Consider the following 20,845-nt stretch of genomic DNA (forward strand, 5'->3'; position numbering starts at 1 on the left):
ATGCGACACCCGGACGGGCCCGCCGGCGCCGGGTCAAAGGGAGACCGGGCGCCCGGTTTCGGCCGAGCTGCGGATCGCCTCGATCACCGCCATGTTTGCGATACCATCGGCACAGCTCACCAGCGGCTCGGCCTCGCCCCGCGCCAGCGCGCCGAAATGCTCCATCTGGCCCACGAACGGGTCCGACGGCGCGAAGTCGAGCCGCCCGCGCTCCATTTTCTGGAACCAGTCCGGCGCTCCGGGGTGGGTCCAGAACGCGGCGTCCGGCAGCGACATGCCCGCCTTCGTCCCGGCATAGCTGTGGGCGTAGATGTCATGCACCGGCAGCCGTGGGCTTTCGCCCGAGCCAAGGTCATAGGTCCACGGCCCGCAGCCGGCGTCGGTGGTCACCACGCTGGCGATGCCGCCATCGGCGAACTCGAGGATCGCGGCGGCGCTGTCTTCCACCTCCAGCCCGCGCGCGGCGCTGGAGATCGTGCCCTGCACCCGCGACACCTCGCCGAACAGGTGACGCAGCAGGTCGATCTCGTGGATCAGGTTGATCGCCATCACCCCGCCCGCGCCGGGCTGGGTGCGCCATTTCACGTCGAAATACGCCTGCGGTTTCGCCATCACCGCCTGCACGTTCGCGGTCACCAGCGTGCCGAACCGGCCCTCCGAGATCGCGGCGCGGGCGGCTTTCACCATCGGGTTGTGGCGCCGGTGATGGCCCACCAGCAGCGGCACGCCGGTCTGCTCTGCCACCGCGCGCAGCGCCTCGCCCTCGGCCACCGTGTTCGCGACGGGCTTCTCCAGCAACACCGGAATGCCCGCCTTCAGCAGCACCGTGGCGATCGGAACATGGGTGTGGTTCGGCGTGGCGACCACGGCGGCGTCGGCGCCACCCGCTGCAAGCATCGCCTCGACATCGGCGTGGTGCGGCACGCCGCGCTCGGCGGCATGGGCCGCGCCGGCCTCGGTCGGGTCGACGACGCAGCACAGCGCCATGCCCCGGCTTCGCCCCAGCGTCGCGATGTGGGTGCCCCCGATGATCCCCGCGCCGATGACGGCAACGCGCAAGTCAGCCATGTCCGCTCCTCCCTTCAGACGGGCGGACGCTAGCGGCGCGTTTCCGGATTTGAAAGCGCCCAGTCTTCTTTGGTCCGAAAATATCCTGGGGGGAGGCCCGCAGGGCCGGGGGGCAAAGCCCCCCAGCAGCCGAATATCCGCGCCTCAGCGCCCGTAATAGTCGCGATACCACGCGACGAAGGCCGCGATCCCCTCGCGCACATCCGTTTGCGGGCGATACCCCGTCAGCCGCTGCAACAGCGTCGCGTCGGCCCAAGTGGCGGGCACGTCGCCGGGCTGCATTTCCATCATGTTGCGCCGGGCCGGGACGCCCAGTTCCGCTTCGATGGCGTCGACGAAGTCCAGAAGCCGCACCTTGTCCGAATTGCCGATGTTCACCACCCGCCACGGCGCGACGGGGGACAGGCTGTCGCCGTCCTCGACCTCGGACGCGTCGGCGGGCCGTTCGGGCGGCGTGTCGATCAGCAGGCGGATGCCGCGCACGAGGTCTTCGACATAGGTGAAGTCGCGGTACATCTCGCCGTGGTTGTAGATGTCGATGGGCCGGTCGTTCAGGATCGCGTCGACGAACTTGAACAGCGCCATGTCGGGCCGGCCCCAAGGCCCGTAGACGGTGAAAAAGCGGAACATCGTCGTCGGTATGCCGTGCAGATGCGCATAGGCGTGCGACATCGACTCGTTGGCTTTCTTGGTCGCCGCATAGATCGTCAGCTGGGTGTCGGCCTTGTCGGTCTCGGCATAGGGCATATCCTCGTTCGCGCCGTAGACGGACGAGGTTGAGGCCATCAGCAGATGGTCGACCTTCAACTCGCGCGCGGCCTCCATCACATTGAAGGTGCCGATCACGTTGGCGTCCAGATAGGCGCGGGGGGCTTCCAGCGAATAGCGCACACCGGCCTGCCCGGCGAGGTGGACGATCACGTCGGGCGCGAAGTCGCGCGCGACCTGCCACAGCAGCGTCTCGTCTTCCAGCATGCCCTCGGTGGCGGAGAATCCCTCGTTCTGCAGCAGGATCGCGTGGCGGCGGCGCTTGAGGGCGACGTCGTAGTAATCCGTCATGCCGTCGTAGCCATGCACGCGGAAGCCGTCCTTCAGCAGAAGCTGCGCAAGGTGGAAGCCGATGAAACCGGCGGTTCCGGTGATAAGGACGCGAGGCACGGGGCAGGGCTCCTGACTGGGGCGTTTCGCGACAGTTAGCGTGATCCGCCGCCGATGCCTACCCGCCGACTAGCGCGCCGACGCCAAAGGCCACCGCCGCGCACAGCGCTCCGACGCCCACGGTTTCGACCACCGCGACCAGCGCGCCGACGCCCGTGGTGCGCCAGCGGACGAGGCCAAGGCCAAGCAGCGCGCCGAAGGTGGCGACCACCGACAAGATCAGGGCGCGGTCATGGTCGTCCTCGAGCATGAGGTAGGGCAGAAGCGGCACGATGCCGAACACGAGGAAGGCGGCGAAGGTCGTCAGCCCCTCGTACACCGGGCGGGCAAGCCGCATGTCGGCGATGCCTTCGCCGTAGGACAGGCGGATGTCCTCGATCAGTTCCGGGCTGCGCGACAGATGCCGCGCGGCGGCGGCGGCGTCCTCGGACGGCAGGCCGCGCGCGGCGAGCAAACCGGCGATCTCGTCGCGCCCGGCGTCGGGATCGGCGCGGAACCGCGACAGCCCCGCCGCGCGGCGGCTGCGGTACAGGTCACGCTGCGACCGGGTGGACAGGAACTCGCCCATCCCCATCGACACGCCGTCGGCCACGAGGTTCGCCAACCCGAACACCAGCACCGCCAGCGCGCCGATCTTCTCGGGCCCCTCTGCCGCGGCGCCCGCATAGCCCGCGACGATCGCGAAGGTCGTCACGATCCCGTCGTTGCCGCCGTAGACGATCTGCTTGAGCAGGTGCTGCACCCGCCCGAGCCGCCGGGTCGCGGGTGTCGTGCTATCGGACATGCTGGCTCCTTCTCGGTGGCTGGCGAGGCGAGGCTGCCGCAAAGCGGGCGCGAGGGGAAGGCCCGATGACCTGCGCGCCGGCGTCGCAGGCAGGCGGATTGCGCTTGGAGCCGCTGGCCGCAAGGTGCAGGGTCGCGGGCGCGAACAGGACGGCACCGGATGACGGACACTTCCAGCAAAAGCCCGCAGGCGCGGGCCACGGCGCGGATCATCGCGCCGGTCAAGCGCAGCCTTGGACGGGCGGGCGCGCTGGCGGTCGTGGCCGGGCTGCTGTGGCCGGTGCAGGCGGCCTGCATCGCGTGGGTGATCGCCGGCTGGGCGGCGGGCGAGACCGCCCTGACGCGGACCGCGCTGGGCGCGGCGGGGTTCCTGCTGGCGGGGCTGGTCCGCGCGGCGCTGGACGCCCGCGCGGGCGCGCTGCTGTTCGATGCCGCCGACCGCACCATTGCCCGCGAGCGCGCCGCGCTGCTGGGCCGCGAGATCCGCGCGCCGGGGCCCGACAGTTCCGCCGCTGTCGCCGCGCTGGTGGTGCAGAAACTGCCGATGCTGCAGCCGTGGATCACCCGCTATCACGTCGCCATGACGCGGACCCGCGTGCTGCCTTTGGTGCTACTTGCGCTGGCCTTCTCGCAAAGCTGGGCGGTGGGGCTGGTGCTGCTGGTCGCCGGGCCGCTGATCCCCTTGTTCATGGCGCTGGTCGGCATGGCGGCAGAACAGGCCTCGCGCCGCCAGATGGACGAGATCGGCAGCATGAACGGCATGCTGATGGACCGGCTTTCGGCCTTGCTGGACCTGCGCCTGCTGGGCGCCGCCGACCGCGCGGCAGAGGATTTCCGCGACCGGGCCGAGGCCCTGCGTGAGCGCACCATGGCCGTCCTGCGCATCGCTTTCCTGTCGTCCACCGTGCTGGAGCTCTTCGCCGCGCTGGGCGTCGCGATGGTGGCGGTGTTCGTGGGCTTCTCGCTGTTGGGAGAGATCGGCTTTGGCACCTGGGGCGGGCAGATGACGTTGGCGCAGGGGCTGTTCCTTCTGCTGATCGCGCCCGAGTTCTTCCAGCCTTTACGGGACCTTGCGGCAGCCTGGCACGACCGGGCGGCGGGGTTGTCGGTGGTGGCCGAACTTGACGCGCTGGACGCGGCGGACCGGATCGCGCTGATCGGCAGCGGCGCGGCCGCCGAACCGCTGGCCGGGCCGCTGACGCTGGCGGTCGAGGGCGCGGCGGCGCTGCCGGGGCGGGCGGTTCCGCTGCCGTCGCTGGATGTCGCCGGCGGCGAGGCGGTAGCGCTGACCGGCTCTTCGGGCGTCGGCAAGACCACGACGCTGGCCGCCGTCGCAGGGCTGGTCCCGATGGCCGGCGGCCGCGTCACCGTCTGCGGTCAGGCGCTGGACGCCGGGACAGCCGACGCGTGGCGGGCGCGGCTTGCGTGGCTGCCGCAGGTGCCGCATTTCCCGGACGTGACGCTGGCCGAATTCCTCGACCCGCGCGGAACCGGCGCTGATCCGTGGCCCGCGCTGGACCTCGCACAGGCGCGCCACATCGTCGAACGGCTGCCCGAGGGGCTGAACACCCGGCTTGGCGAAAGCGGCGGCGGCGTCTCGGGGGGCGAGGCGCGGCGGCTGATGCTGGCCCGCGCGGTTGCGACGGGAGGCGACCTGATCCTTGCCGACGAACCGACAGCAGACCTCGACCCCGAGACGGCGGCGCTGGTGATCGCGGCTCTGGTGCGCCTGAAGGACGAGGGCCGCACGCTTCTGGTCGCCACCCACGACCCGGCGATGGCGGCGGCGATGGATCGCGAGGTGGCGCTGTGAGGCCGCTTCTGAACATCCTCCGCCGTCTGCTGACCGCGTCTCCGGGCGCGATGGCGCGGGGCGCGCTGCTGGCGGTGCTGGTGCTGATCATGGGCGCGGCGCTGCTGGGCCTGTCGGGCTGGTTCATCACCGCGACCGGCGTGGCGGGGCTTGCGGGCATCGGCATCGCCTTCGACGTGTTCCGCCCCTCGGCAGGCGTCCGGCTGCTGGCGCTGGGACGGACCGCGGCGCGCTATGGCGAGCGGCTGCTGACCCATGACGCGACGCTTCGGGCGCTTGCGGTGCTGCGGGTGGACCTGCTGCGGCGGCAGGCGGGGCAGGGCGCAAGACCGCTGATGCGGCTGCGGGGCGAGGCCGCGCTGACCCGGATCGTGGCGGATGTGGATGCGCTGGACGGGCTGGTGCTGCGGTTGTTCCTGCCCGCGCTGGCGGCGCTGGTCACGCACGCCGTGGCCTTCGCGATGCTGGCGTGGCTGTCGGGCCTGCCGGTCGCGGTGGCGGTCGCGGCGGGCTATCTGCCGGGGGCGGCGCTGGCGTTGTGGTGGTTGGGCCGCCGGGCGATGGCGCCCTCTGAAACGGGCGAGCGGCAGGCGCAGGCGCTGCGGACCGGGCTGATCGACGCAATGCGCGACCGGGCGGCGCTGGTGCTGTCGGGCGGGCTGCTCGGGCGCGAGGCGGCCTTGGCTGGGCATGACGCCGACGCACGGGCGGCGGCGCGCGAACTGGACCGGTTGGACCGCCGCGCCGGGGTGGCGCTGGCGGCGCTGTCTTCCGTGGCGGCGACGCTGGCGTTGCTGGCGGGCGGCTGGCTGGTGTCGCTGGGCGGGTCACCGGCCCCCGCCGCGATCGGGTTCTTCGTCGCGCTGGCGCTGGCCGAGGCGCTGCCGCCGCTGCGACGTGGCGTGGGCGAGCTTGGCCGCATGGTCGCCGCCGCGCGGCGGGTGGATATCACCGCGCCCGAGACCGGCGGCGGTGCCGCGCCCGCGTCCGATGGGCCACTGCTGGTGGTGGATGACGGCGCGCTGTCCGTCCGGGTGGAGCCCGGCGACGGCGTGGCCCTGACCGGCCCCAGCGGCGCGGGCAAGACGACGCTTCTGCTGAAGATCGCCGGGCTCTGGCCCGCGGGCGGCGCCCGGATCGCCATTGCCGGAACCGCGCCCGCCGACTGGCCCGAGGCCGCCTTGCGCGACACGCTGACTCTGGTGCCCCAGCGCAGCGTTCTGATCGGCGGCACGATCCGCGACAACCTGACCCTCGCCGCGCCGCCGGGCACCACGGACGACGCGTTGTGGCAGGCGCTCGACGCGGTCGATCTGGCACCGGCGCTGCGGGGACGCGACGGGCTGGACACCCTGCTGGGCGAGGGCGGCGCCGGTCTGTCCGGCGGGCAGGCGCGCCGATTGACCCTTGCCCGCGCGATCCTCCGGCGGCCGCGCCTGCTGCTGCTGGACGAGCCGACCGAGGGGCTGGACGACGCCACCGCCGCCCGCGTGCTGGACGGCCTGCGCGCGGCGCTGCCCGATACGGCGATCCTTGCGACACTCCACCGCAACGCCGGTCACCGGGTATTCGCTGAGTGCAAGCGCGTCGTTTTGTGACGGGGCACGTAAACACGCATCTCTGATATGTGTTAGCCATCCGGCATCGCGGCGCTATGTCCCGCGGTGCGTGCTTGGGAGAAATTGGGTATGGAACTCGACGTCGTAGAGCTGTCACGGCTGCAATTCGCCCTGACCGCGATGTACCACTTCCTCTTCGTTCCCCTGACGCTTGGCCTGTCGATTCTCGTCGCGATCATGGAGACGGTCTATGTCATGACCGACCGTCCGATCTGGCGGCAGATGACCAAGTTCTGGGGCACGTTGTTCGGAATCAACTTCGTGCTCGGTGTCGCCACCGGGATCACCATGGAATTCCAGTTCGGCATGAACTGGTCGTATTACTCGCATTACGTGGGCGACGTGTTCGGCGCGCCGCTGGCGATCGAGGGGCTGATGGCCTTCTTCCTCGAGGCCACCTTCGTCGGCCTGTTCTTCTTCGGCTGGGACAAGCTGTCGAAGACGGCGCACTGCGTCGTGGCGTGGCTGGTCGCCATCGGGTCGAACTTCTCGGCCCTGTGGATCCTGATCGCGAACGGCTGGATGCAGAACCCGGTCGGCGCCGAGTTCAACCCCGACACCATGCGGATGGAGATGACTTCGTTTTTCGAGGTCATGTTCAACGAGGTGGCTCAGTCGAAATTCGTACACACCGTTTCGGCAGGCTACGTCACGGCTTCGGTCTTCGTGCTGGGCGTGTCGGCGTGGTACCTGCTGAAGGGCCGGCATATCGAGCTGGCGAAGCGGTCGATCACGGTCGCCGCGTCCTTCGGTCTGGCCTCGGCGCTGTCGGTCGTGGTGCTGGGCGACGAGTCCGGCTACGAGACCTCGCACAACCAGAAAATGAAGCTCGCCGCGATCGAGGCGATGTGGGAAACCCACGAGGCCCCCGCCGCCTTCACGCTGGTCGGCTTCCCCGATCAGGAAGCGCGCGAGACGCATTACGCCATCGAGATCCCGTGGGTCATGGGCCTGATCGGCACCCGGTCCCTGACCACCGAGATCCCCGGCATCGCCGATCTGGTGGCCGAGGCCGAGGACCGCATCCGGTCGGGCATCATCGCCTATGACGCGCTGATGACGATCCGGGCAGAGCGGGACGCGACCCCGCCGGACGTGCGCGCCACGTTCGAAGAGCATTCCGACGATCTTGGCTATGCCATGCTGCTGAAGCGCTATGTCGACGACCCGCGCGATGCGGATGACGCACTGATCGAAACGACCTCGTGGGACACCGTGCCGACCGTCTGGCCGCTGTTCTGGGCGTTCCGGATCATGGTCGTGCTGGGCTTCTCGTTCATCGCGGTGATGGCCTATTTCTTCTACCGCTCGTCCTTCAAGGGACAGACCTATCCCCGCTGGGCGCTGCGCGCGGCGGTCTGGATCATCCCGGCGCCGTGGATCGCGGCCGAGATGGGGTGGATCGTGGCCGAGTTCGGCCGCCAGCCGTGGACGGTGGACGGGGTGCTGCCGACCGCCTTGTCGGCCAGCAACCTGTCGGTCACCGACCTGCTGCTGACGCTGGCCGGTTTCATCACCTTCTACACCATCCTCTTCATCGTCGAGATGGGCCTGATGCTGAAATACATCCGCAAGGGCCCGTATCAGGACGTCGACGTGACCGACCAATGGACCGCGCGGCATGAAAACCGCCTGCGCGGCCCTGTCGGCACCCCCGCGGAGTAAGCGCCATGATCCTTTACGAACTGTTCAGCTACGACTTTCTGAGGGTCGTGTGGTGGCTGCTGCTGGGCGTGCTGCTGATCGGCTTCGCGCTGACCGACGGCTTCGACATGGGCGTGGGTGCGCTGCTGCCTTTCGTCGGACAGACCGATACCGAGCGGCGGGTGGTGATCAACACCGTGGGCCCCGTGTGGGAAGGCAACCAGGTGTGGTTCATCCTTGGCGGCGGGGCGATCTTCGCCGCCTGGCCGCCACTGTACGCCGTCAGCTTCTCGGGTTTCTACCTGGCGATGTTCCTGATCCTCGCCGCGCTGATCCTGCGGCCGGTGGGGTTCAAGTACCGCTCGAAGCGTGACAGCGCCGCGTGGCGGTCGGGCTGGGACTGGGCGCTGTTCGTCGGCGGCGCGGTTCCGGCGCTGGTGTTCGGCGTGGCGGTGGGCAACGTGTTGCAGGGCGTGCCGTTCGAGCTGACCCCGGACCTGTACCCGCTGTACCCCGGCTCGGCCTTCGGCAAGTTGTTCGGCCTTCTGAACCCCTTCGCGCTGCTGTGTGGGCTGGTGTCGCTGTCGATGCTGCTGACCCACGGGGCGGCGTGGCTGTCGATCAAGACCGAGGGCTTCGTGCAGACCCGCGCGCAGAACATCGGCGGGATCACCGGGGTCGCGACGATCGTGCTGTACGCGGTCGCCGGGCTGTGGCTGGCCTTCGGCATCGACGGCTACGCGCTGGTGACCGAGGCGGCGCCGGACGGCCCGTCGAACCCGCTGTACACCGAGGTAACGCGCGGCGTGTCGTGGATGGCGGCCTATGCCGACCGTCCGTGGATCGCCATCGCCCCGGTGCTGGGATTTCTCGGCATGGCGATGGCGGTGCGGGCGATCCGCTCGGGCGGCGAGGTCTCGGCGCTGCTGTGGTCCAAGCTGGGCATCTTCGGCGCGATCTCTTCCGTCGGCCTGACGATGTTCCCGTTCATCCTGCCGTCGTCGCTGTCGCCCGACAGCTCGCTGACGGTGTGGGACTCGTCGTCCTCGCACCAGACACTGTTCGTGATGCTGGTGGCGACGGTGATCTTCCTGCCGCTGATCCTCGCCTACACGGCATGGGTCTACCGCGTCCTGTGGGGCAAGGTGACCGAGGACGACGTGGCCGGCAATTCCGAAACCCTGTACTGAAGGAGACCTGACGATGTGGTATTTCGCATGGATCCTCGGCCTGCCGCTTGCCGCCGTCTTCGCGGTGATGAACGCGATGTGGCTGGAGCTGCAAAGCGACCGCAAGCTGGTCGCGCGCGGCAACGAGGACGACCCCAGCCTGCGCGACTAGGCGCAGGTCCATAACAGCACCGACATTTCCCGGACGTTGCGGCAGCGCAATGTCCGGGGGAATGGTCATTTGGTCTGAATGGGTCTAGCCCTTTGGCATCAGCCACCGAGGACTTCCCATGACAGCGCCCAACACGCCCCCCATTTTCGACGGTCACAACGACCTTGTCCTGCGCCTGCTGCGCGGCGCGGTCACGCCCGAAGGCGTGGTCAAGGGCCTCGACGACGGGCACATCGACCTGCCGCGCGCGCAAGAGGGCGGCTTTGGCGGCGGGTTCTTCGCGATCTTCGTGCCCAGCCCGTCCGAGAAGTCGATCCGCTACGAAGAGATGCAGAAGCCGCAGTACGACCTGCCGCTGCCGCCGATGCTGGATCATGGCGAGGCGCTGACCACCACGCTGGACGGGTTCGGGGTGATCGAGGCGCTGGAGGATGCGGGCGCGTTGACCATCTGCCGCACCGCCGCCGAGATCGAAGAGGTGCTGGCCCGCGGCGACCGCATGGCCGCCGTCATGCATATCGAGGGCGCCGAGGCGATCGGGCCCGACCTGAAGGAACTGCACGAATTTCACGACCGCGGCCTGCGGTCGCTGGGCCCGGTCTGGTCGCGCCCGACGATCTTCGCCGAGGGCGTGCCGTTCCGCTATCCGTCCGACCCGGACATCGGCGGCGGGCTGACCGATGTCGGCAAGGCGCTGGTCAAGGAATGCAATGCGCTGAAAATCATGATCGATCTCAGTCACTTGAACGGGGCAGGGGTCGATGATGTGGCGGCGATTTCCGACGCTCCGCTGGTCGCCACCCATTCGAATGCGTGGGCTGTCTGCCCGCATGCGCGCAACCTCACCGACCGCCAGCTTTCGATGATCGCAGACAGCGACGGGATGGTCGGAATCAACTTCGCATCGGCCTTCCTGCGACCCGATGGCAAGATGGATGACGATTTCGGGCTTGACGTCATGATGCGTCACCTTGACCATCTGATCAAATTCCTGGGCGAGGATCGGGTCGGTATGGGCTCGGACTTCGATGGGGCGCTGGTCCCGAAGGGGATCAAAGATTGTGCAGGTCTGCCCAATTTGCGGACGGCGATGCAGGAGCATGGGGTAGACGACGCACTGATGAAGAAACTGACTCACGGAAATTGGTTGCGCGTGCTGCGCAAGACGTGGGGACAGTAAACCGGACGCCCGGTCGCCAACGTGTGGCCGGGAAGATCGAAAAACCAACTGGGAGTAAGAAAAGTGAAACAATTCAAGACGTTCAAGGTTGCGGCCCTGACCGCGCTGATGCTGGGGACCTCGCTGACCCCGGTGATGGCCGAGACGCCGCCGAACATGCTGGTGATTGCCAACCGGATCGACGACATCAAGACCTTCGACCCGGCCGAAAGCTTTGAATTCGCGGGCGCCGACGTGTCGCGCAACGTGTACGAGAAACTGGTCAACTTCGACCCGCTCGACCTTGATGCCGGCTTTGGCCCGCAACTGGCCGAAAGCTGGGAAATCTCGGAAGACGGCAAGACCATCACCTTTACGATGGCCGAGGGCCACGTGTTCTCGTCCGGCAACCCGGTGACCGCCAAGGACGCCGAGTTCTCGCTGCGCCGCGCGGTGCTGCTGAACAAGACGCCGTCGTTCATCCTGACGCAGTTCGGCTTCACCCCCGAAAACGTCGAGGAAACCATCGTCGCCACCGACGACAAGACGCTGGTGATCACGCTGGACCAGCAGTACGCGCTGTCCTTCGTGCTGAACTGCCTGACCGCCACCATCGGCGGCATCGTGGACATGGAAACCGTGATGGCCAACGAGGTCGACGGTGACATGGGCAACGCCTGGCTGCGCACCAACACCGCCGGGTCCGGCCCCTACAAGGTCGTCGAGTGGAAGCCGAACGAATCGGTTCTGATGGACCTGAACCCGAACTACGGCGGCGACGCGCCGGCGATGGAGCGGGTGATCGTTCAGCACATCCAGGAATCGGCCACCCAGCGCCTGCTTCTGGAGCGTGGTGACATCGACGTCGCCCGCAACCTGTCGCCCGAGGACATTGCTGGTCTCGAAGGCGTGGACGGCGTGAAGGTCATCGACGAACTGCGCGGCCGCCTGATGTACTTCTCGGCCAACCAGAAGGTCGAGATGCTGGCCGACCCGAAGGTGCTGGAAGCGCTGAAATACGCGGTCGACTACGAAGGCATGGCGAACTCGTTCCTCAAGGGGCAGTACACCGTGCACCAGGCCTTCCTGCCGCTGACCTTCCTCGGCGCGCTGGAAACCAAGCCGTTCACCTACGACATGGACGCCGCCAAGGCCGCGCTGGCCGAATCCGGCTATCCGGATTGCGGCCCGATCAAGATCTCGGTCCGCGATGCGCAGGAGCGGATGGACATCGGCCAGTCGCTGCAGAACACCTGGGGCCAGCTTGGCTGTGACATCGAACTGATCGTCGGCACCGGCGCCCAGACGCTGGACCGCTATCGTGCCCGCGAGCACGACATCTACCTCGGCGCGTGGGGCCCGGACTATCCCGACCCCAACACCAACGCCGGCACCTTCGCCTACAACCCCGACAACTCGGACGAGGCGGGCGCGACCGGTCTTCTGGCCTGGCGGAACGCCTGGGGCATCCCGGAAATGAGCGAGGAAACCCTTGCCGCGGTGGTCGAGAACGATACCGACGCCCGTGCCGAGATGTACATGGCGCTGCAGGAAGAGCATCAGCAGATCTCGCCGTTCGGCGTGATGTTCCAGCAGATCGAACAGAACGCCATGGGCGCCAGCGTCGAGAACTTCGTGGCCGGTGGTGCGACCACGGCGGTGTCCTACTGGGTCATCACGAAGTAAGCGCCGCACAGTGGTAGAACAGGTCAACATTCCGGGCGGGCGGCGAAAGCCGCCCGTTCCGCCTTGGGCAAAGAAGACGGGCGCGACGCTCGCGACGGTGGCGGCGACGCTTCTTGGGCTCCTATTCGTGACATTCATGATCGGCCGGGTAATGCCGATCGACCCGGTTCTCGCCGTCATCGGCGAGCGGGCGACGCAGGCGCAGTATGACGAGACCTTCCGCGAGCTTGGGCTGGACAGGCCCCTGATCGTGCAGTTCGGGATCTACGTTGGAAACGTGCTGCAAGGAGATTTCGGCACCTCGATCCGCACCGGGCAGCAGGTGGCCGACGACATCAAGCGCGTGTTCCCGGCCACGCTGGAACTGGCGACGCTGGGCACGCTGATCGGCGTGTTCCTTGGCGTGCCGCTGGGGGTCGTGGCCGCGGTCCGGCGCGGCTCGTGGATCGACCAGGTCAGCCGTTTCGTCGGCCTGATCGGGTACTCCATGCCGATCTTCTGGCTGGGCCTCGTGGGGCTGCTGCTGTTCTACGGCATCCTCGCATGGGTGGCCGGACCGGGGAGGGTCGGGATCTTCTATCAGGGGATCGTCGAGCCGATCACCGGCATGTTGCTGGTCGACAGCCTGCTGCGCGGCGAATGGGCCGTGTTCAAGGACGCGTTCAGCCACATCATCCTGCCGGCCTCGCTGCTGGGGTATTACTCGCTGGCCTACATCAGCCGGATGACCCGCTCGTTCATGCTGGAACAGCTGAACTCGGAATACGTCACCACCGCGCGGGTGAAGGGGCTGTCGGAATCGACGGTCATCTGGAAGCACGCCTTCCGCAACATCCGCATCCAGCTGATCACCGTGATCGCGCTGGCCTACGCCAACCTGCTGGAGGGCTCGGTGCTGACCGAGATCATCTTCGCATGGCCCGGCATCGGCCAGTACATCACGACCTCGCTGCTGGCCAATGATATGAACTCGGTTCTGGGCGGAACCATCGTGATCGGGACCATCTTCGTGTGCCTGAACATCTTCTCCGACCTTCTGTACCGCTTCTTCGATCCGAGGTCGAAATGACCGCAACCGCAGACAAACAAAGCATGCGCGAATGGCTGCTGGCCGAGGAACCCACCTCGCGCCGGCAGGCCCGCGCCGCGGCCTGGTATCAGGGCTGGCTGTCGTTCCGTTCGAACACGCTGGCGATGGTCGGACTGATCATCCTTGTGTTCCTCATCCTGTGCGCCATCTTCGCGCCGCTGCTGGCGACGAACGATCCCTTCGCGCAGGATCTGGCCGCGCGCCTGAAGCCGCCGGGGTGGGAGGGGCATTTCTTCGGCACCGACAGCCTTGGCCGCGATATCTACTCGCGGCTGCTCTACGGCGCCCGGATCTCGATCTACATCGTGCTTCTCGTCGCCATGGTGGCGCCGCTTCTGGGTCTCGTGATCGGGACGATCTCGGGCTACATGGGCGGCTGGGTGGACGTGCTGCTGATGCGCTTCACCGACATCTTCCTTGCCTTCCCGCGCCTGATCCTTGCGCTGGCCTTCGTGGCGGCGCTGGGGGCGGGGATCGAGAACGCGGTACTGGCGATCTCGCTGACGGCGTGGCCGCCCTATGCGCGTATCGCGCGGGCCGAAACGCTGACCATCCGAAACTCGGACTACATCCACGCGATCAAGCTGCAGGGGGCGGGCACCGCGCGGATCATCACGCGCCACATCTGGCCGCTGTGCATCTCGTCGCTGGTGATCCGGGTCACGCTGGACATGGCGGGGATCATCCTGACCGCGGCTGGCCTTGGCTTCCTTGGCCTCGGCGCACAGCCGCCCTCGCCGGAATGGGGCGCGATGATCTCGGAAGGGCGCAAGTACATCCTCGACTACTGGTGGGTGGCGACCATCCCCGGTCTCGCGATCTTCGCCATCTCGCTGGCATTCAACCTGCTGGGCGATGGCCTGCGCGACGTCCTCGATCCGAAGGAGGGCGGCCAGTGACCGACGCGTCGACCAACCTTCTCGACATCGAGAACCTCTGGGTGCGCTTCCCGACCCGCAACGGGATCTTCGACGCGGTGCGCGGGATAAGCTTCAGCCTTGGCCGCGAACGGCTTGGGATCGTGGGCGAATCCGGTTCTGGCAAGTCGATGACCGGCCGCGCCATCCTGCGCCTGATCCGCAAGCCCGGCTTCATCACCGCCGACCGGATGGAGATGGACGGCGAGGATATCCTCAACGTGCCGGAGACCCGCATGCGCAAGCTGCGCGGGCACAAGGCGTCGATGATCATGCAGGACCCGAAGTTCTCGCTGAACCCGGTGATGACCGTGGGCCAGCAGATCACCGAGGCGCTGCGCACGCACGAGAAGGTGTCGAAGGCCGAGGCCCGGAAGCGCGGCCTCGCGATGCTGGACCGCGTGGCGATCCGCGAACCGGAACGGGTCTTCGACCTGTATCCGCACGAGGTTTCCGGCGGCATGGGGCAGCGGATCATGATCGCGATGATGCTGATCCCGGGCCCCGAGATCCTGATCGCGGACGAGCCGACCTCGGCGCTGGACGTCAGCGTCCAGTTGCAGGTGCTTGAGATCATGGACGAACTGGTGCGGGAACGGGGCATGGGGCTGATCTTCATCAGCCACGACCTGAACCTTGTGTCGAAGTTCTGCGACCGCATCGTGATCATGTACGCCGGCCGCATCGTCGAAGTCTGCGAGGCGGGCAAGCTGCACGAGGCGACCCATCCCTACACGCGGGGGCTGCTGAATTCGGTCCCCGATCTCGAACACCCCCGCGACCGGCTGGAGGTGCTGCAACGCGATCCCGCCTGGCGCGAGGCCCCATCCGTGAGTGCCCTGCTGTGAACGCGCTAGAGATCAAGGACCTGAACGTCTGGTTCGGCGACGGCGCCGCGCGCACCGACGCCGTGAAACACGTCAGTTTCGACGTGGCCGAGGGCGCGAGCTTCGGCCTTGTGGGCGAAAGCGGCTCTGGCAAGTCGACGGTGCTGCGCGCCATCGCCGGTCTGGTGCCGACGTGGAGCGGCGAAATGCGGGTGATGGGAGAGCCTTTGGGCCTGACCCGGACACCCAAGTTCTACAAGACGGTGCAGATGGTGTTTCAGGACCCCTATGCCTCGCTCCACCCGCGCCAGACGGTCGACCGGGTGCTGTCCGAGGTGTTGGGGCTGCACGGGTTCAGGGACATCGACTCGCGCATCGACAAGCTGCTGCGCGACGTGGGGCTGGGGCCGGGCTTCCGCTTCCGCTATCCGCACCAGCTGTCGGGCGGCCAGCGTCAGCGCGTCGCCATCGCCCGCGCCCTTGCGCCCGAACCGCGCGTTCTGCTGCTGGACGAGCCGACCTCGGCGCTGGACGTCAGCGTGCAGGCCGAGATCCTCAACCTGCTGGCCGACCTGCGGGCCGAGCACGGGCTGACCTACATCATGGTTTCCCACGACCTTGGCGTCGTCGGGCACCTGTGCGGCGAGATCGCGGTGATGCAGACCGGCGAGGTGGTGGAAGTGCTGGGCGTCGAGAAGATGCGCGCGCTTCAGGCAGAGCACCCCTACACCAAGCACCTGCTGGAAAGCTCGATCGGGGCGGTGCGGTAGCGGCCCGATCTTTCTTGTCCAAGTCCTGACGATCGGCCTTAGTACTTAGACTTCCTCTGGCCAGAGCCTAAGTGCGTCGTCTCGCAGTCCGTGGCGCCAATCGCGAGCGAAGCTCTGACACTGACCAATCATCCATTGATGTTGACGCTCCCAATCGCCGTCGTCCAATGGGTCGCCATCGGTGGTCTGATAGCATCCGTAGATACCATTCGTTGCGCGCGACCACTTGCCCGCCTGCAGCGATGGATAACTTTTTGCTTCGATACTCTTCAGCCAATCCGAGAAAACGTCGGGGTCATGTCGGCCTATCGACAAATAGACCCCCAGCCTGTTCTCAGCGACCAATCGGTAGGCGTAAACACCACCGCTGCTTGGTATCTTCAGGCCCGATGCGAAAGGCAGTTTTACCCATCCGTGGTTGGGCGCTTTCGGTGGCTGAGTCAGTCCTTCTATCGCCGGTAACTGTCGGAGAAATGACGCCCAGTATTCTATTCGGCGGTGCGAATCCTCTTCTTCGGGCTGCCTCGCGGTCTGCTTCTGCTGACGCTCCCAAGTGTTTGGCTGCGAAACGATTTCAAACTTCGGTGCAGGTAGACTGTCACCAATCCTCCAGACCTCAATTTCCACACCAAAGAAGGCATACTCCAAACTCGTTGCCTCATTCAGCCAGTCGATGACGGCGCGATGTTCTTCCTTGATGCGTTCTGCAATCCAGATGATGCACTTGGCTCCCTTACCCGCCAAGTAGGTAAGGGTTTGGCCCAGATGCTTGTGATCACTTGCGCCGTACTGGTTCTCGATCAGGACCGTGTTGTCCATGCTATCCACGCAGATGATATCCGCGCGGAACGAGCCGACGGGCACTTCGGTGTCCACCTTGTGGAGTTGACCGAGCCCCAAGGTGTCCGCCAGTAGTTCCAAGTTCTCGGGCTGAGATAGCCAAGGGGTAAAGTCAGAAGGCTCATACGGCCAGACCAGCCGTATGTCCTGTTTCACTAGACGTCCAATAGTCAAAATTTTCTTCCGGCAGATGCTATTTCAAGTTCGTTCGCAGCAGGCACGTTAATGCTGATTCAGCACCAAGATACTGCATAATTATTTGATTTACATGAACTTTTTAACCGACCTTCACCCAGTGCATCATGCCGCTGGCCGAGTGCTCAAGCATGTGACAGTGAAACAGCCAGTCGCCCGGCTCTTCGGCGCGGAAGGCGATTTCGGTGCGGGTGTCGGGCATCACGAGGACCGAGTCCCGCCACGGCCCGGCGGGGCGGTCACCGTCGATCACACGGAACGGGTGGCCGTGCAGGTGCATCACGTGCGGCCACGCGGTGTCGTTGATCAGCGGCATCCGCAGCGTCTCGCCCGGGGACACGGTCGCGATTGGCGCGGCGGGCATCCCGGCGGCGCCGTTCAGCGCCCAGACAAGGCCCATCTCGACCAGGTCTTGCATCGGCCTCTCGACGCCATCGGCGCGGGCGGCGGTCATGCCGCCCATCGCGCCGCCTTCGATCCGCACGTCGGCGGCGCGGGCGGCGGCGAGGTCGCCCAGCGGCGGCAGCGGGTTGGGCGGCAGCGGGGCCGGCGCGGCAAGGGCTGCATCGCGTTCGGCCGCGGTTGGCGTCACCTCGTACAGCACCGCCGCGCTGTCGCCCTCGATCAGGCCAAGATAGGCGGTGGCGTCGCCCGTTGCGGCCACGTCGACGATCAGGTCGATCCGCTGGCCGGGGCCAAGCACCAGCACATCCGGCAAGGCCACGGGGGCTTCAAGCGGATGGCCGTCCTCGGCCACGGTCCAGCCGGCGAACCCGCTGTGGACGATCTGCATGATGCGCGCGGAGGCGGCGTTGATCAGCCGCAGGCGCAGACGGGCGTGAAGCGGCAGGTCCCGCTCGATATAGGATTGGCCGTTGGCGGTGACGTAATTTCCGATCCGGCCCGCGTGGGCCATGTCGTGCAGGGCGCCGAAATCCTCGACCATCTCGCCGGTGGGCTGCATCCGCCAGTCTTGCAGCACCAGCGCTTCGTCCCGGTCGACCTCGGGGGCGTCGGCCTCGGTCACGATCAGCGCGCCGGCCAGTCCGCGGCCGACCTGTTCGTAGCTGCGGTCGTGCGGGTGGTACCAGTAGGTGCCCGCGTCCTTCAGGTCGAAGCCATAGTCGAACGACCCGCCCGGCGCGACGCTGTCCTGCGTGACGCCCGCCACGCCGTCCATCGCATTGGGCAGCCGCAGACCGTGCCAGTGGATCGTGGTCGGCTGCGCCAGCCCGTTGACCAGCCGCCGGTCCAGCCGCGCGCCCTGCGGCAGCCGGATCTCGGGACCGGGCATGCCGCCATAGCCCCAGACATCGGTGGTGGGATAGTCGGGCGGCAGGATCTGAAGGTTGACCGGGGCGGGCCGCAATTCCTCGACCGCCGCATGTCCCACGCGCGGCAGCGCCAGCGTGGCGGCGGCAGAGCCAAGGAAGGTGCGGCGGGTCAGTCTCATTCGTCGAGGCTTCCGTGGATGGCGAACTGGTCCAGCCCGGCCTCCTGCGCCTCGATCACGCGGTAAGCCTCGCGTACGCCGGCCTCGGTCAGTTCGCGGGCGACGGTCAGGACGGTGTTGGGCGCGTGGTCCTCGCACAGGTCGATCATCTGCGCCAGTTCCTCGCGGGCGACGGGCAGGGCGGCTTCTTCCGTGGGCGCGCCGTAGTAGGTGACGAAGTGGCGCGCGAGCCCCCGGGCCAGCGCCTCGTGCTCGGCGGGTTCCAGAGTGGTGACGGCAACGAAAGTGACGCGGCCGAAGGTCTCCAGCCCCATCCAGCCGTTCGCGAAGGCCTGCCGGGCCTTGCCGGTCAGGTCGGCCTCGGTCCAGTTCGAGAACTCGAACCCGCCCGAAATGCACCACTCGCCGGTCCGGGCCGGGGAATGGAACACCCGGCTGTCGCTTTCGTCGAAATGGATGGCGCGGGCCAGTTTCATGCGGGGTCCTCCAGAAGCTCGGTCAGCGGGATCAGCCGGGTCGTGCCGCCGGTCTTCAGCAGCATTCCCAGCCGTTCGTCCACGCCGGTGAATGTACCGGTGACGCCGTCCTGCGTCACCTGTTCCTCGATGCCGTGGGCGATGCCGGTCCATTCGCGGTGAACCGGGCCTGCGCCCTCGTCCTCCCACCGGCCCAGCCAGACCAGCGTGTGCCGGGCCCAGGCTTCCAGCAGTTGCGGCAGTTCGATGTCGCCGCACCCTTCGTTGTACAGCGCCGTGGTGTCGGGCGTTTCGCCCGGGTCCTCGGTGGCGTCCAGCACGGTCAGGTCCAGCCCGATCACCAGCCAGCCGGGCACCGTGTCGGGGTCTGCCGTTTCCGCCGCCATCCGCAACCGCCCGCACAGCCCGCCGTTGACGCGGATACCGCCGTCCCAGTCGAGGTAGACCCCGACCGAAGGCGGCGCCAGCGCGCCAAGCGCGTTCTGGAACCCGATGCCGCAGACCGGCAGGGCCAGCACCGCGTCGGCCAGCGGCACCTCGGGGGCGAAGACGATGGCCGCCTCCAACCGGTCGGGGGCGGGGCGGTAGGTGATCAGCCCGGCGTCGCATCCTTCTGCCGCACGGGCGCGGGCGGCGGTGAAGGGGTCGCCCGTCACCGCCTCGCCCGTGAACAGCGGCGGGAAGGACAAATCGCTCACGCGACGCCCTCGGCCACCAGTTTCGACGCGATGTCCTGGAACGCCTTCGCCTGTGCGCTGTCGGGCTGCGACACCACGATGGGTGCGCCGCCGTCGGACGCCAGCCGGATGTCGAGGTGCAGCGGCACCTCGGCCAGCAGCGGCACGCCCAGTTTCTCGGCTTCCGCCGCGACGCCGCCGTGGCCGAAGACGTGTTCCTCGTGGCCGCAGTTGGAACAGATGTGGGTCGACATGTTCTCGACCATTCCGACGATCGGCACCTTCAGTTGCGTGAACATGTCGATCCCCTTGCGGGCGTCCAGCAGCGCCACGTCCTGCGGCGTCGACACGATCACCGCGCCGTCCACATGCGCCTTCTGCGCCAGCGTCATCTGCACGTCGCCGGTGCCGGGGGGCAGGTCGACGATCAGCACGTCCAGCGCGCCCCACTGCACCTGCGTCATCATCTGTTGCAGCGCGCCCATCAGCATCGGGCCGCGCCAGACCACCGCCTGACCTTCGTTCGTCAGCAGGCCGATGGACATCAGCGTGACGCCATGGTTGCGCAGCGGCAGGATGGTCTTGCCGTCGGGCGAGGCGGGCCGTCCCGAGACGCCAAGCATCCGGGGCTGCGAGGGGCCATAGACGTCGGCGTCCAGCAATCCGACGCGGCGGCCCTGTTGCGCCAGCGCGCAGGCCAGGTTCGCGGACACGGTCGATTTGCCGACGCCGCCCTTGCCGGACGCGATGGCAAGGATGCGGTCGACGCCGGGGATTTTCTGCGGGCCTTGCGGCTCGGCGGCGCGGCGCGGCTTCAGGTCCGGCGGCGCCTCGGGCGTCGCGGTGGGGCCGGTCATCACGATGGAAACCTTGGCCGCTCCCGCCTGTTTCAGGGCCGTCTCGGCGGCGGCCTGCACCGCCTCGTAATCCTTGGCCCGCTTCGGATCGATCTCCAGCACGAAGCGCACGTCGCCGGCATCGCCGACGTTCAGCGCCCGCATCACCCCGGCGGCGACGATGTCGCTGCCGGAAACCGGGTCGTCGATCTGTTTCAGCAGGCCAAGGACGGTGTCTCGATCAAGTGCCAAGTCTCAGTCCTGCCCCTTGATGGTGCCGGTCACCTCGTGTTCGAGCCCCAGTTCCGGGATCGAGATGACCGCCTTCGCGGTATAGTCCTTGCCCGCCGTGGAGGCGTCGCGCATCGCTTCCTCGATGGCCTGCTGCGAGGTGACGCCCACCTGCTTCAGGAACTTGCGCATCGACATGTTGAAGTCGTCGCTCATGGTCTGTCCTTCCCTTGGTTCATGACTTCTTGACGGTTCGGCACCG

Annotated in this window: 20 protein-coding genes; 11 read left to right on the forward strand and 9 right to left on the reverse strand. The window is 67.4% G+C overall.

What is annotated here, in order from left to right; genetic code table 11:
- Positions 1–33: 33 nt before the first annotated feature.
- From ACP156_RS05245 to ACP156_RS05255, 3 genes are all read right to left on the reverse strand, one after another.
- On the reverse strand, positions 34–1,068 hold the full coding sequence (locus ACP156_RS05245; RefSeq protein ID WP_425050251.1) for a Gfo/Idh/MocA family protein: 1,035 nt from the start codon (positions 1,066–1,068) through the stop codon (positions 34–36).
- 144 nt (positions 1,069–1,212) lie between these two features.
- Positions 1,213–2,226 (reverse strand): NAD-dependent epimerase/dehydratase family protein, encoded by a 1,014-nt coding sequence (locus tag ACP156_RS05250; protein WP_425050252.1) that lies wholly within the window; start codon positions 2,224–2,226, stop codon positions 1,213–1,215.
- Between the two features lie 58 nt (positions 2,227–2,284).
- Positions 2,285–3,010, reverse strand: a complete 726-nt coding sequence (locus ACP156_RS05255; protein WP_425050253.1) for a VIT1/CCC1 transporter family protein — start codon at positions 3,008–3,010, stop codon at positions 2,285–2,287.
- Positions 3,011–3,169: 159 nt separating this feature from the next.
- Between ACP156_RS05255 and ACP156_RS05260 the strand changes: the two genes are divergently transcribed.
- From ACP156_RS05260 to ACP156_RS05310, 11 genes are all read left to right on the forward strand, one after another.
- Entirely contained in the window at positions 3,170–4,822 is a 1,653-nt protein-coding gene (locus ACP156_RS05260; protein WP_425050254.1) for an ABC transporter ATP-binding protein/permease, read from the forward strand.
- A complete protein-coding gene (locus ACP156_RS05265) occupies positions 4,819–6,420 on the forward strand; it encodes an amino acid ABC transporter ATP-binding/permease protein (protein ID WP_425050255.1) in 1,602 nt (533 codons plus the stop codon). Before ACP156_RS05260 ends, ACP156_RS05265 begins: the two co-directional genes overlap by 4 nt.
- A gap of 90 nt (positions 6,421–6,510) precedes the next feature.
- Complete coding sequence (locus ACP156_RS05270) at positions 6,511–8,106, forward strand: cytochrome ubiquinol oxidase subunit I (RefSeq protein WP_425050256.1); 1,596 nt, start codon at positions 6,511–6,513, stop codon at positions 8,104–8,106.
- Positions 8,107–8,111: 5 nt separating this feature from the next.
- On the forward strand, positions 8,112–9,275 hold the full coding sequence (gene cydB / locus ACP156_RS05275) for a cytochrome d ubiquinol oxidase subunit II (protein WP_425050257.1): 1,164 nt from the start codon (positions 8,112–8,114) through the stop codon (positions 9,273–9,275).
- A 13-nt stretch (positions 9,276–9,288) separates the two neighbouring features.
- Positions 9,289–9,426, forward strand: a complete 138-nt coding sequence (cydX, locus tag ACP156_RS05280) for a cytochrome bd-I oxidase subunit CydX (RefSeq protein WP_425050258.1) — start codon at positions 9,289–9,291, stop codon at positions 9,424–9,426.
- Positions 9,427–9,544: 118 nt separating this feature from the next.
- Positions 9,545–10,606 carry a dipeptidase gene (locus ACP156_RS05285; protein ID WP_425050260.1) on the forward strand — a complete coding sequence of 354 codons (1,062 nt, stop codon included), beginning with the start codon at positions 9,545–9,547 and terminating at the stop codon, positions 10,604–10,606.
- A 63-nt stretch (positions 10,607–10,669) separates the two neighbouring features.
- On the forward strand, positions 10,670–12,271 hold the full coding sequence (locus tag ACP156_RS05290; RefSeq protein WP_425050261.1) for an ABC transporter substrate-binding protein: 1,602 nt from the start codon (positions 10,670–10,672) through the stop codon (positions 12,269–12,271).
- A 28-nt stretch (positions 12,272–12,299) separates the two neighbouring features.
- Entirely contained in the window at positions 12,300–13,340 is a 1,041-nt protein-coding gene (locus ACP156_RS05295; protein WP_425050822.1) for an ABC transporter permease, read from the forward strand.
- On the forward strand, positions 13,337–14,260 hold the full coding sequence (nikC, locus tag ACP156_RS05300; protein WP_425050262.1) for a nickel transporter permease: 924 nt from the start codon (positions 13,337–13,339) through the stop codon (positions 14,258–14,260). Before ACP156_RS05295 ends, nikC begins: the two co-directional genes overlap by 4 nt.
- Positions 14,257–15,126 carry an ABC transporter ATP-binding protein gene (locus ACP156_RS05305; protein ID WP_425050263.1) on the forward strand — a complete coding sequence of 290 codons (870 nt, stop codon included), beginning with the start codon at positions 14,257–14,259 and terminating at the stop codon, positions 15,124–15,126. The genes nikC and ACP156_RS05305 overlap by 4 nt, the downstream gene beginning before the upstream one ends.
- Positions 15,123–15,875 carry an ABC transporter ATP-binding protein gene (locus ACP156_RS05310; RefSeq protein ID WP_425050264.1) on the forward strand — a complete coding sequence of 251 codons (753 nt, stop codon included), beginning with the start codon at positions 15,123–15,125 and terminating at the stop codon, positions 15,873–15,875. The genes ACP156_RS05305 and ACP156_RS05310 overlap by 4 nt, the downstream gene beginning before the upstream one ends.
- 45 nt (positions 15,876–15,920) lie before the next feature.
- Here ACP156_RS05310 and ACP156_RS05315 read toward each other — a convergent pair whose 3' ends face one another.
- The 6 genes from ACP156_RS05315 to ACP156_RS05340 all read right to left on the reverse strand — a co-directional run bounded on the left by ACP156_RS05315 (position 15,921) and on the right by ACP156_RS05340 (position 20,799).
- Positions 15,921–16,871: a DUF4268 domain-containing protein gene (locus ACP156_RS05315; RefSeq protein ID WP_425050265.1), complete on the reverse strand. Its 951-nt coding sequence runs from the start codon at positions 16,869–16,871 to the stop codon at positions 15,921–15,923.
- Positions 16,872–16,992: 121 nt separating this feature from the next.
- Positions 16,993–18,363 carry a multicopper oxidase family protein gene (locus ACP156_RS05320; RefSeq protein ID WP_425050266.1) on the reverse strand — a complete coding sequence of 457 codons (1,371 nt, stop codon included), beginning with the start codon at positions 18,361–18,363 and terminating at the stop codon, positions 16,993–16,995.
- On the reverse strand, positions 18,360–18,839 hold the full coding sequence (locus ACP156_RS05325; RefSeq protein ID WP_425050267.1) for a DUF6505 family protein: 480 nt from the start codon (positions 18,837–18,839) through the stop codon (positions 18,360–18,362). Before ACP156_RS05325 ends, ACP156_RS05320 begins: the two co-directional genes overlap by 4 nt.
- Entirely contained in the window at positions 18,836–19,537 is a 702-nt protein-coding gene (locus ACP156_RS05330; protein ID WP_425050268.1) for a DUF4444 domain-containing protein, read from the reverse strand. Before ACP156_RS05330 ends, ACP156_RS05325 begins: the two co-directional genes overlap by 4 nt.
- The gene (locus tag ACP156_RS05335; protein WP_425050269.1) at positions 19,534–20,604 is read right to left on the reverse strand and encodes a P-loop NTPase; all 1,071 of its coding nucleotides are present in this window, start codon (positions 20,602–20,604) and stop codon (positions 19,534–19,536) included. The genes ACP156_RS05330 and ACP156_RS05335 overlap by 4 nt, the downstream gene beginning before the upstream one ends.
- Positions 20,605–20,607: 3 nt before the next feature.
- Positions 20,608–20,799, reverse strand: coding sequence for a DUF6494 family protein (locus ACP156_RS05340; protein ID WP_425050270.1), 192 nt, complete (start codon positions 20,797–20,799; stop codon positions 20,608–20,610).
- Positions 20,800–20,845 lie beyond the last annotated feature (46 nt).

It is taken from the genome of Psychromarinibacter sp. S121 (genome assembly GCF_049801035.1).
Lineage (GTDB): Bacteria > Pseudomonadota > Alphaproteobacteria > Rhodobacterales > Rhodobacteraceae > Psychromarinibacter.

Bases quoted from the DNA above. Each gene is read 5' to 3' on its own strand.
- ACP156_RS05245 (WP_425050251.1), bottom strand. From the start codon at position 1,068: ATGGCTGACTTGCGCGTTGCCGTCATCGGCGCGGGGATCATCGGGGGC.
- ACP156_RS05255 (WP_425050253.1), bottom strand. From the start codon at position 3,010: ATGTCCGATAGCACGACACCCGCGACCCGGCGGCTCGGGCGGGTGCAG.
- ACP156_RS05260 (WP_425050254.1), top strand. From the start codon at position 3,170: ATGACGGACACTTCCAGCAAAAGCCCGCAGGCGCGGGCCACGGCGCGG.
- ACP156_RS05270 (WP_425050256.1), top strand. From the start codon at position 6,511: ATGGAACTCGACGTCGTAGAGCTGTCACGGCTGCAATTCGCCCTGACC.
- cydB (WP_425050257.1), top strand. From the start codon at position 8,112: ATGATCCTTTACGAACTGTTCAGCTACGACTTTCTGAGGGTCGTGTGG.
- cydX (WP_425050258.1), top strand. From the start codon at position 9,289: ATGTGGTATTTCGCATGGATCCTCGGCCTGCCGCTTGCCGCCGTCTTC.
- ACP156_RS05285 (WP_425050260.1), top strand. From the start codon at position 9,545: ATGACAGCGCCCAACACGCCCCCCATTTTCGACGGTCACAACGACCTT.
- nikC (WP_425050262.1), top strand. From the start codon at position 13,337: ATGACCGCAACCGCAGACAAACAAAGCATGCGCGAATGGCTGCTGGCC.
- ACP156_RS05320 (WP_425050266.1), bottom strand. From the start codon at position 18,363: ATGAGACTGACCCGCCGCACCTTCCTTGGCTCTGCCGCCGCCACGCTG.
- ACP156_RS05325 (WP_425050267.1), bottom strand. From the start codon at position 18,839: ATGAAACTGGCCCGCGCCATCCATTTCGACGAAAGCGACAGCCGGGTG.
- ACP156_RS05340 (WP_425050270.1), bottom strand. From the start codon at position 20,799: ATGAGCGACGACTTCAACATGTCGATGCGCAAGTTCCTGAAGCAGGTG.